We start from the raw sequence: 11,070 nt of genomic DNA on the forward strand, positions 1-11,070 counted from the left end.
CGTGAAGTACAGCGGCGAAAACAGCGCCCTGCAGCTTGACGCGTTCCACTGGAAGGAGGACGGCATCAGCGATAAGGGGATGATGCTGAATTATAAGAAGACGTTTTAATGTAGTCATCCCGGTGGCAGGGAGCTTGCCGGGTAATTTCCTTTCTGAACCGGGTACACCTTCGTGGGTGCCCGGTTTTTTTATTTGTGATCACAAAAAGTGCGCTTTTCATTTGCCTGAAAAGTATCCATGACTAATATGACTAGTCATGAAATTTTAAATGACTAGTCATATTAAGAGGTGCGAGAGATGAATCGACTGCCAGCCAATTTTTTGTGGGGAAACTCGGTATCCAGTATGCAGACAGAAGGCGCATGGAATGAGGGCGGGAAGGGGATGTCGGTGTATGACATCCGCGAGCCGCGCGAATTTGCCTCCGACTGGAAAGTCGCTACCGATTCGTATCACCGCTACCCGGAAGATTTCGATCTGATGAAAGATCTGGGGATGAACTGTTATCGTTTTCAGATTGCCTGGAGCCGTGTCTGCCCGACGGGTGACGGCGATTTTAACGACGAAGGCATCGCCTTTTATGATCGCTTTATCAACGATCTCATTGCCCGTGGCATCGAGCCGATGATCTGCCTTTATCACTTCGACATGCCGCTGGCGCTGGCGGAAACCTACAACGGCTTTACCGACCGCCGGGTGATGGAGGCTTTTATTCGCTACGGTCAGAAGATGATCGACTGTTTTGGCGACCGCGTGAAATGGTGGCTGACCTTTAACGAACAAAACCTCTACCACATGCCGGATGCATTCCTCATTTCCGGCTATATGCGTGGTGACCGGACGCTGCGCGAGCTGTATCAGATCCAGCATCATGTGATGATGGCACACGTGCATCTGACCCGTTATCTGCACGATAGCCAACCTGCGGCGTTGATGGGCGGTATGCTGGCGCATCAGCTGGTTTACCCGGCGACCTGCAAACCGCAGGATGTCTTTTGCGCACAACAGTACGACGAATTCACCAACCAGAATCTGCTGCGAGTATACGCCGGGGAAGGCTATAGCCCGGAAGTGCTGGCGGTGGTTGAACGCGAAGGGTTTACCGATATTTATCAGCCTGCTGATCTGGCGCTGCTCACCACCACGAAATGCGACTATCTGGCGTTCAGCTATTACGCCAGCCGCACCCTCGACAGCGACGCGATCCCGGCGGGAACGGCAGTAAATAATTATCTCACTTATGGCATGAAAGATAACCCGTTCCTGAAAGCCACCGAGTGGAACTGGCAGATTGATCCGCTGGGTTTTCGTACCATCATCACCCGTTATTACAACGACTGGCGTCTGCCGGTATTCCCGATTGAAAACGGTATTGGCGTGATTGAAGCCTGGGATGGCGTAAACCCGATCGAAGATGATTACCGTATTGATTATCACCGCGACCATATCAATGCCATGAAAGCGGCGATTTTTGAGGACGGCGCTGAGGTCATTGGTTATCTTGGCTGGGGGCTGATTGATATCCTCAGTTCTCAGGGCGATATGCGCAAACGCTACGGCGTGGTGTATGTGAATCGCGATAATCATGATCTTAAAGACCTCAAACGCGTGCCGAAGAAAAGCTATGCGTGGCTGAAACAGGCCATTCACAGCAACGGCGAAGAGATGTAACGATGACCGCCAGATACCTCGCCATCGCGCGGGAAATTAAACAGCGCATTGACAGCCAGCAGTATGCGGCGAATGCGCCACTGCCTGACCAGCACGCGCTGGCGGCGGAGTTTAACACCAGCCGGATGACCATCCAGCAGGCGATGCGCCAGCTGATTGTCGAAGGGCTGATCTATACCCGCCAGGGGCAGGGAACGTTTATCCGCAAAAATTACAATCAGCTTTCTCAGTGGGAGCTGGCAGGGAGCGACTACTTTGGCGCGACCAAAACCTGGGAACATGTCGGCCCGGTGGAAAGTCAGGTGCTCCGCTTTGAACTGCGTTTCCCCAGTGAAAACGAGCAGAGTTCGCTGCTGATTAACGCCGACGCGCCAGTGTACGACTTTGCCCGCCTGCGGTTACTGAAGGGGGAACCGGTATCGCTCGATGAAACCGTTATGCCGGTGTCACTGGTACCGGGTCTGAATAAATCGCATCTGGAAAGTTCGGTTTTTCGCTACATCCAGGAGACGTTAGGGCTGAAGCTGATGGGCTCCCGGCGCGTTGTGCGGGCGCTCAAACCTGATGAACTGGATCGGCAGTATCTGCATTGCGACATGACCGATCCGGTGCTGGAAGTGGAACAGGTTATCTATCTTGAGGACGGTACGCCGCTGGAGTATGCCCGGTGCCATTATCGCTACGACCACGGCGCCATGGTTATCGTGAATAACGGATAAAGGGATTTTAATGCTAACATATATGGATTAACATATGTGTTAGCATAAATGCATTGAGGCTAAAAATGCTCCATCCCGTTCAGCTTTTCAAAATTCTCTCCGACGAAACGCGCCTTGCGATCGTCATGCTGCTGAAGGAGTCCGGTGAGCTGTGTGTTTGTGAACTCTGCGCCGCGACTTCAGAATCTCAACCCAAAATTTCCCGCCATATGGCGCTCCTGCGCGAGTCAGGCCTGGTGCTTGATCGTCGGGCTGGCAAGTGGGTTTACTACCGACTTTCTCCGCATATACCCGCCTGGGCGGCCGACATCATTGCCACCTCCTGGCAATGTCTGCGCCCGGAAATCCGTGCATGGCTGAAAAAGAACGTTTCATCTGTGTGCTGAGAAGCACAATGACATATTCAAAATTACATATATAAGGAACCTGAAATGTTGTTGGCGGGCGGGATTTTTGTACTGACACTAATTTTTGTTATCTGTCAGCCGAAGGGACTGAGTATTGGCTGGAGCGCAAGCGCAGGCGCAATTCTGGCACTGCTCAGTGGTGCGATACATATTAGCGATGTCCCGGAGGTATGGCATATCGTCTGGAATGCTACCGCGACATTTATTGCGGTGATCATCATCAGCCTTCTGCTGGATGAGTCTGGCTTTTTTGAGTGGGCGGCGCTGCATGTTTCCCGTTGGGGAAACGGGCGAGGGCGTTTGTTATGGCTGCCGGATTTATCGCTGATACCGCCAGCCTGCCGCTGATCGTATCGAATCTGGTGAATATCGTCTCGGCAGATTTCTTTCGGTTGGGATTCTCCGAATATGCATCGGTGATGGTGCCGGTGGATATTGCCGCTATCATCACCACGCTGGTAATGTTGCATCTGTTCTTTCGTAAAGATATTCCTCCCGTCTATGAATTGGCTCGCCTGAAAACGCCGGCAAAAGCGATTAAAGATCCAGTAACCTTCATAACTGGCTGGATAGTGTTACTCGTTCTGTTGATTGGATTTTTTGTTCTGGAGCCACTTGGCATTCCGGTCAGCGCGATTGCGGCGACGGGTGCTGTCATTTTGTTGGCAGTCGCGAAGCGAGGTCATACGATTAACACTGGCAAAGTGTTGCGTGGCGCGCCCTGGCAGATCGTCATTTTCTCACTCGGAATGTATCTGGTGGTCTATGGATTGCGTAACGCCGGGCTAACAGAATACATTTCCAGTGTATTGAACGTACTCGCGGATAATGGACTATGGTCGGCAACGCTTGGCACTGGCTTTCTTACCGCGTTCTTATCATCCATCATGAATAATATGCCTACCGTGCTGGTTGGTGCGCTGTCGATTGAGGGGAGTACCGCATCAGGCGTGATCAGAGAAGCGATGATTTACGCCAATGTCATCGGTTGCGATCTGAGGCCGAAAATTACCCCCATCGGCAGCCTGGCGACGCTGCTCTGGCTGCATGTACTTTCACAGAAAAACATAACGATCACCTGGGGCTATTACTTCCGTATTGGGATTGTCATGACCCTGCCAGTGCTATTAGTCACCCTGGCCGCGCTGGCGCTACGTCTCTCTTTCACTTTGTAACGAGATACTGCTATGAGCAACATCACTATTTATCACAACCCGGCCTGTGGTACCTCGCGTAATACGCTGGAGATGATCCGCAACAGCGGTACCGAACCGACCATTATCTATTACCTTGAAACGCCGCCATCGCGTGATGAACTGATAAAACGCATTATCGATATGGGGATATCGGTGCGCGCGCTGCTGCGTAAAAACGTTGAGCCCTATGAAACGCTGGGGCTGGCGGAAGACAAGTTTAGCGACGATCAACTCATCGATTTTATGCTGGAATATCCGATTCTGATTAACCGCCCCATCGTTGTCACGCCGCTGGGGACGCGGCTTTGTCGCCCGTCAGAAGTTGTTCTGGATATTCTCCCGGATGCACAAAAAGGGGCGTTTACCAAGGAAGATGGCGAGAAAGTCGTTGATGATGAAGGCAAGCGGCTGAAATAAACTGACAGAGGCTAAATGCTTTATAAACCACAGATATAAAAAAACCGCACGCGGGAAGACCGGGTGCGGTTTTTTCCGTGTTGGCTTAGTTCAGACGAACCGGCATCCCTGAGCGCGCCTGAATCGACTGATTCAGGACGTTCTGATCAACGTCAGACTGACCCGTCACCTGCTGTACCGATTTGTTCAGCGTGATCGGCACAATTTCGCCGTCTTCGAACTGGGCTTCGGTGGTGGACAGTGGGTTGTGAACTTCGATGTAACGGCTGCCATCCGGTTCGGTGGTGGCTTTTACCGGCTCATCAATAAACTGAACACGGGTGCCGACCGGCACGTTCTGGAACAGGAACTTGATGTCGTCATTACGCAGACGTACGCAGCCGTGGCTCACGCGCAGACCGATACCAAAGTTGGCGTTGGTACCGTGAATGGCATAAAGACGTCCGATGTACAGCGCGTACAGGCCCATCGGGTTATCCGGGCCGGCAGGAACTACGGCAGGCAGTGGCTCACCGGCAGCGCGGTATTCTGCGTGCATCTTCGCGGTTGGGGTCCAGGTCGGGCCCGCTTTCTTACGCTCTACCTTGGTGGTCCAGTTGATTGGTGTGTCTTTGCCTAACTGGCCGATACCAATCGGCAGCACAATCACGGTGTTAGTGCCTTTCGGGTAGTAATACAGACGCATTTCGGCGCTGTTGATCACGATACCTTCGTGCACCGTGTCCGGCAGGATCAACTGCTGCGGAATGTTCAGCACCGTGCCGCCTTTTGGCAGGAAGGTGTCAACGCCCGGGTTGGCTTCCAGCATGTTGGACAGGCCCATCTGGTACTCCGCCGCGAAGTACTCCAGCGGCTGGGTGTTGCCTTCCGGCACCGTGATGACCTGGTTTTGACCTACCAGACGGCTGCCGTCGGTGGGAAGGGGATACGTCACAGCGGACGCAGTATTACAAAAGCCTACAACGGCCAGAGCAGCCGCAAAAACTGTCGATAATTTCATATTCATGTTGTGCGAAATAATTTGCCACACTGGCGTTGTTGGAGAATTAAGACCTCAGATGGGAGCGCATTATATGTGCATTCCCGCAAACAGGGAATTCAGATGTGTACGAAATCAGTATTTTTCATCCTGATTGCTACTGTAGCCGTTGTTGTAAAGGCTGGCGACAAATTCGGAACAATGGAAACGGCAGACAATGAAAATCGCCGTAACCGTGAAAAAAAGGCCAGACAGTGGCATAATAAGCGGTTTGTCACATCTTTCAGGATATCTCCGTGTTAGTCACCAGCAACGTCACTATGCAGTTTGGCAGTAAGCCGCTGTTCGAAAATATCTCCGTCAAATTTGGCGGCGGCAACCGTTACGGCCTGATTGGCGCCAACGGTAGCGGTAAATCCACCTTTATGAAAATACTCGGCGGCGATTTAGAACCGACGCTGGGCAATGTGTCGCTCGATCCTGACGAGCGCATCGGTAAACTGCGTCAGGATCAGTTCGCCTTCGAAAACTTTACCGTGCTCGATACGGTGATCATGGGCCACGCGGAACTGTGGGAGGTAAAACAGGAGCGCGACCGCATTTACGGCCTCGCTGAAATGAGCGAAGAAGACGGCTACAAAGTCGCTGATCTGGAAGTGAAATACGGTGAAATGGACGGCTATTCCGCTGAATCCCGCGCCGGTGAACTGTTGCTGGGCGTGGGCATTCCTGTTGAGCAACATTACGGGCCGATGAGCGAAGTGGCGCCAGGCTGGAAGCTGCGTGTGCTGCTGGCGCAGGCGCTGTTTGCCGATCCGGATATCCTGTTGCTCGACGAACCAACCAACAACCTGGATATCGACACCATTCGCTGGCTGGAGCAGGTGCTGAACGAGCGCGACAGCACCATGATCATCATTTCGCATGACCGTCACTTCCTGAACATGGTCTGCACCCATATGGCGGATCTCGACTACGGCGAACTGCGGGTGTATCCGGGTAACTATGACGAATATATGACGGCGGCCACCCAGGCGCGCGAACGCCTGCTGGCCGACAACGCCAAGAAAAAGGCGCAGATTGCCGAGCTGCAGTCGTTTGTCAGCCGCTTTAGCGCCAACGCTTCAAAATCCCGCCAGGCGACCTCCCGTGCACGGCAGATTGACAAAATCAAGCTGGATGAGGTTAAAGCTTCCAGCCGCCAGAACCCGTTCATCCGTTTTGAGCAGGACAAAAAATTGTTCCGCAACGCGCTGGAAGTGGAGGCGCTCAGCAAAGGTTTTGATAACGGCCCGCTGTTTAAAAACTTCAACCTGCTGCTGGAAGTGGGCGAGAAGATTGCGATCCTCGGCGCTAACGGCGTGGGTAAATCCACCATGCTGAAAACGCTGGTCGGTGAGCTGCCCCCGGACAACGGCACCGTGAAGTGGTCTGAGAATGCGCAGGTTGGCTATTACGCGCAGGACCATGAATACGAGTTCGAAAATGACCTGACGGTGTTTGACTGGATGAGCCAGTGGAAACAGGAAGGTGATGATGAGCAGGCGGTACGCAGCATTCTGGGGCGTCTGCTGTTCAGCCAGGACGACATCAAAAAACCGGCAAAAGTGCTCTCCGGCGGTGAGAAAGGCCGCATGCTGTTCGGTAAGCTGATGATGCAAAAACCGAACATCCTGGTCATGGACGAACCGACCAACCACCTGGATATGGAATCGATTGAATCGCTGAACATGGCGCTGGAGCTCTACCAGGGCACGCTGATCTTCGTTTCACACGACCGTGAGTTCGTCTCCTCACTGGCGACCCGGGTGATTGAGATTACGCCAGAGCGCGTGGTGGATTTCAGCGGGAATTACGAAGATTATCTGCGCAGTAAAGGGATCGACGGGTAAAAACAAAGCCCGGTGGCGCTACGCTTACCGGGCCTACGGTTCGGATGTTGTAGGCCGGGTCAGGCGTAGCCGCCACCCGGCAATCAATGACTTAAAACACCCACTCACTTCCTTCAATGCCATTCACCAGCAGTTTTCGTTTTTCCCCCGCCGGTAACGTCACCTTCAGCGTTTTCCATGCCGGAACGTAATCCCCGTGGGGGTTCACGTTCAGATTAATGGTCGCGCCGTCGCACACCATTTCCCACTCCAGCCACAGGGCGTTGCCGTCTTTATAGCCCCAGCTTTCACCGTCATCTTCAAACAGCATGCCTGCGGTGGTACCGACGCCTTTTAGCGGGAATAAACGCAGTTCACGGCGATCATCTTTCGCAGCATTCACATAGGTGATGCGCTCGCTGAGCGGCAGACCGGCCCCGGCACGAACCAGCAACGGCAGTTTTTCCAGCGGCGCATCCAGGGTGACCCACTGACCGCCGGAGAACCACTCGCTGGTGTAAAAATCGTACCAGCCGGACTCGTTATCCGGCAGCCACACGCGGCGCTGGCGTTGGCCCGGCTCCACAACGCTTGCCACCAGAATATCGCGGCCCAGCAGGAAATCATCGCACTCCTCAAAGGTTTGCGCATCGTGCTCATGATCAAGGAACGTCGCGCGTAGCATCGGCTCGTCGTCGGCATGCGCCTGCCACAGCAGCGTGTAGAGATAGGGCAGCAGACGATAGCGCAACTCAATAGCGCTGCGGACAGCCGGGGTGATCGCCGGATACATCCAGGGTTCGTTGACCGTCTGATCATCATTCCATGAATGAATGGTAAATCGTGGATGCATCACGCCGTTTTGCACCCAGCGCAGGAACAGCTCGGCATCGGGTTTGTCGCCAGAAAACCCGGCCACATCATGACCGACGTTATACAGCCCGGAAAGGCTCATACCAACGCCCATGCGGGTGTTGTAGCGCAGGGTATCCCAGTTAGTGCGGTTATCACCGCTCCAGGTTTGCACGTAACGCTGCATCCCGGCACAGCCGGAACGGGAGATCAGATACGGGCGTTTTTCCGGCGCAAAACGCTGCTGTGCTTCCATCGAGGTGCGCATCATCAGTAGCGGCATCACCGGGCGGATGTGCTTAATGGCGATTTCCTTGCCGAAGCCGTTACAGCGCGCTTCGCCATCCCAGACTTCAAATTCGTTGTTATCGTTCCAGGTGGAATCAATCCCCATTTCCAGCAACTGGCTGGTGACGCCATCCTGCCACCAGGCAATAGTATCCGGGTTGGTGAAATCGAGGTTAGAGCCTTCGTCATCCCAGAAACTGGAGCGTTCCGGTGCGTTGGTTTCTGAATCACGGATAAACAGACCACGTTCCGCAACCTCGTTGTAGCGCGGGTGATCCTGTAACAGGCACGGCTTGATGTTGGCCGCCAGATGCAGACCGGCGTCGTGGAACGCTTTCGTCATCACCTTCGGCTGCGGCACTTTGTCATAGTTCCAGTTAAAGACATAGCGTTTGCCGTTGATTGAGGTATAGCCGGATGAGAGCTGGAAAGAATCGCAGGGGATCGCATGCTCCTCGCACAAACGAATGAAATTCATCAGCTGATTTTGCGCGTCCGGCGCGTCGGTGTAGTGCATGGTTGAGCCGCTGTAGCCCAGGCTCCACTTCGGCCCGAAAAGGGTTTTACCCGTCAGGCGCACAAAGGCTTTGGTGACATCCAGCACACGTTTGCCGGTGAAAATGTAGTAGTCGATATCGCCCGCCTCGGCCTGCCAGCGGCGGTAGGCGGTGTGGTAGTTGTCGATTTCGTTACCCAGATCCAGCCAGCAACTGCTCAGGTTGTCGTAAAACAGTCCCATGCTGATGTCGTCACGGCGGGTGATGGTGAACGGAATGTGCTTATACAGCGGGTCGGTACTGACCGCGTTGTAGCCCATCGCGTCGAGATTACGCATTTCATACCGTTTGCCGGTGCGCTGTAAATTGCCCGCTTTTTCGCCGAGGCCATAGAAACGCTCGTCTTTACGGCGGCTGAGATAGTGCGCCACGCCGTCACCGTGAGCGTTCAGCAGGTAGGCGCTGGTCGGGCGATCGCCAGCCAGGTACTGCCATTCACCCGTCTCGTCACGGTAGTGCCACTCCAGCCACAGTGGCTGATGCACCGTCACACGCAGCTTTTCAGTGGCGATGGTCAAATGGTCGTCCTGCTGCGCCAGTGTCCAGGCAGGGCAGGTGAAGCCGCTCAGATCTTCACGGGAACGACCTTCCCACGGGACATCCTGCGCTGGCGCAATGCTCCAGGTTCTGTCCAACGCCAGTTCGCCCTTGCGTTTGATCAATACGCGAAACATCCCCTCTTCCAGCATGTACAGACACAGGCTGTGCTGGCCGTCGACATTCAGTTCGACGTGATGGGCTGACTGCGTTTCAAATGTCCAGTGTTTAAGCGTCTTCATAATTTACATCCACTCTCAGGCGCGTTTCGCGCGACGTTCAGCAATAAAAGCAACCAGGAACAGGGCACCAATCAGGTCAAAAAAGCCCATGGCGATAAACAACGGGTTAAAGCCAATCTTGTCAGCGGTAACCCCAATTAGCAGGGAGAACAGGAAACTGGCGATCCACGCGGCAGAACCACGCATGCCGTTCACGGTTGCCATCTGGCCTTTATCGAACGACTCCACTACCAGCGCGCTGAGCATGCAGGAGATGATCTGGTGGCCGAAACCGCCGATGGAGATCAGCACGATGGTGATGTATGGATCGCGGGTGATGGCGACAATCGCCAGTGAAATCATCAGGAACGCGCCAGTTACGGAGCTGGCGACGATCGAATTCACCCGTGTAGCACCGAACAGACGGGTATAAATTTTGGTCAGATAGCCGCTGGCGATGCTGCCGAGATCGGCAGCGAGGAACGGCAGCCAGGCGAACATGGCAATCTGTTTCAGATCCATGCCATGCTCATTGGCCAGATACAGCGGCACCCAGAAACTGAGCACCGCCCACGCTGGTTCCGCCATAAACGCCGGGATGGCGATACCGTAAAAGCGTTTGTTTTTACCTACTGTTTTCAGCGCGGTCAGGAACGGCAGTTTTACCGGCGGTGCTTCGTTATCCTGTTTGATGTATTCCAGCTCGGACTTGCCCAGGTTCGGGTGCTTATCCGGGTTGTTATAGAATGCCCACCACAGCACCACCCACAGCAGCGCCAGCACGCCGGTAAACATAAAGGCGCCTTGCCAGCCAAACGATGCGTGGGCGAAATAGATGATTGGTGGTGCCAGCATGGCGCCAATGGAAAAGCCCACACCAGCCCAGCCCGCGGCAATCGGGCGCTCCGATTTCGGGAACCACTCGCCGATGGTTTTCGCGTTAGCGGGTGTCGCCGCCGCCTCCGCGCCACCCATGAGGAAGCGCAGAATCGCAAGATGCAGCCAGTTGCCCGCGCCGGCATGGGCGATACAGGCGACTGCCCATAACGTGGCGCAGATCAGAAAGCCGAGTTTCAGGCCAATGACGTCGATAAGCCAGCCACACAACGGCTGGAAGAGGGTGTAGGCAAGCTGGAAAGCGCCGACGATCCATGAATATTGCTCGGTCGTAATGCCGAGGCTGTCTTTCAGTTCCGGGGCAATAATGCCCAGAGAGTTGCGGGTGATGTAGTTAACGGTCACGCCGAGGAGGAACAGGATAAGCATCCACCAGCGTAAGTTTTTTATCACCCGGCGGGTTTTGCTGACCGCCATATCGTTGTTAAGGCCCTGGCTCATCGCTGTCTCCACAAGG

General features: G+C 54.3%; 8 protein-coding genes and 1 pseudogene. 6 read left to right on the plus strand and 3 right to left on the minus strand.

Features of this window, described 5'->3' with window-relative positions; translation table 11 throughout:
- Window positions 1-298: 298 nt before the first annotated feature.
- From GTGU_RS17370 to arsC, 5 genes and pseudogenes are all read left to right on the plus strand, one after another.
- On the plus strand, window positions 299-1,672 hold the full coding sequence (locus tag GTGU_RS17370) for a glycoside hydrolase family 1 protein (RefSeq protein ID WP_038159896.1): 1,374 nt from the start codon (window positions 299-301) through the stop codon (window positions 1,670-1,672).
- 2 nt (window positions 1,673-1,674) lie between these two features.
- A complete protein-coding gene (locus tag GTGU_RS17375) occupies window positions 1,675-2,391 on the plus strand; it encodes a GntR family transcriptional regulator (protein WP_038159897.1) in 717 nt (238 codons plus the stop codon).
- A 65-nt stretch (window positions 2,392-2,456) separates the two neighbouring features.
- Complete coding sequence (locus GTGU_RS17380; RefSeq protein WP_038159898.1) at window positions 2,457-2,777, plus strand: metalloregulator ArsR/SmtB family transcription factor; 321 nt, start codon at window positions 2,457-2,459, stop codon at window positions 2,775-2,777.
- Window positions 2,778-2,822: 45 nt separating this feature from the next.
- Window positions 2,823-3,973: pseudogene (locus GTGU_RS17385) on the plus strand (arsenic transporter).
- A 12-nt stretch (window positions 3,974-3,985) separates the two neighbouring features.
- Window positions 3,986-4,411: a glutaredoxin-dependent arsenate reductase gene (gene arsC, locus GTGU_RS17390; RefSeq protein ID WP_038159899.1), complete on the plus strand. Its 426-nt coding sequence runs from the start codon at window positions 3,986-3,988 to the stop codon at window positions 4,409-4,411.
- A gap of 85 nt (window positions 4,412-4,496) precedes the next feature.
- On the opposite strand, the gene ldtB is transcribed toward arsC, so the two are convergent.
- On the minus strand, window positions 4,497-5,417 hold the full coding sequence (gene ldtB, locus GTGU_RS17395; RefSeq protein ID WP_038159907.1) for a L,D-transpeptidase: 921 nt from the start codon (window positions 5,415-5,417) through the stop codon (window positions 4,497-4,499).
- Window positions 5,418-5,686: 269 nt separating this feature from the next.
- Between ldtB and GTGU_RS17400 the strand changes: the two genes are divergently transcribed.
- Window positions 5,687-7,282: an ABC-F family ATPase gene (locus GTGU_RS17400; protein ID WP_038159908.1), complete on the plus strand. Its 1,596-nt coding sequence runs from the start codon at window positions 5,687-5,689 to the stop codon at window positions 7,280-7,282.
- Window positions 7,283-7,373: 91 nt separating this feature from the next.
- On the opposite strand, the gene GTGU_RS17405 is transcribed toward GTGU_RS17400, so the two are convergent.
- Both GTGU_RS17405 and GTGU_RS17410 read right to left on the minus strand, forming a co-directional pair.
- Window positions 7,374-9,737: a glycoside hydrolase family 31 protein gene (locus tag GTGU_RS17405; protein WP_038159909.1), complete on the minus strand. Its 2,364-nt coding sequence runs from the start codon at window positions 9,735-9,737 to the stop codon at window positions 7,374-7,376.
- A 15-nt stretch (window positions 9,738-9,752) separates the two neighbouring features.
- Entirely contained in the window at window positions 9,753-11,054 is a 1,302-nt protein-coding gene (locus GTGU_RS17410; RefSeq protein WP_038159910.1) for an MFS transporter, read from the minus strand.
- Between the last annotated feature and the right edge of the window lie 16 nt (window positions 11,055-11,070).

Source organism: Trabulsiella guamensis ATCC 49490, from assembly GCF_000734965.1.
GTDB classification, from domain to species: domain Bacteria; phylum Pseudomonadota; class Gammaproteobacteria; order Enterobacterales; family Enterobacteriaceae; genus Trabulsiella; species Trabulsiella guamensis.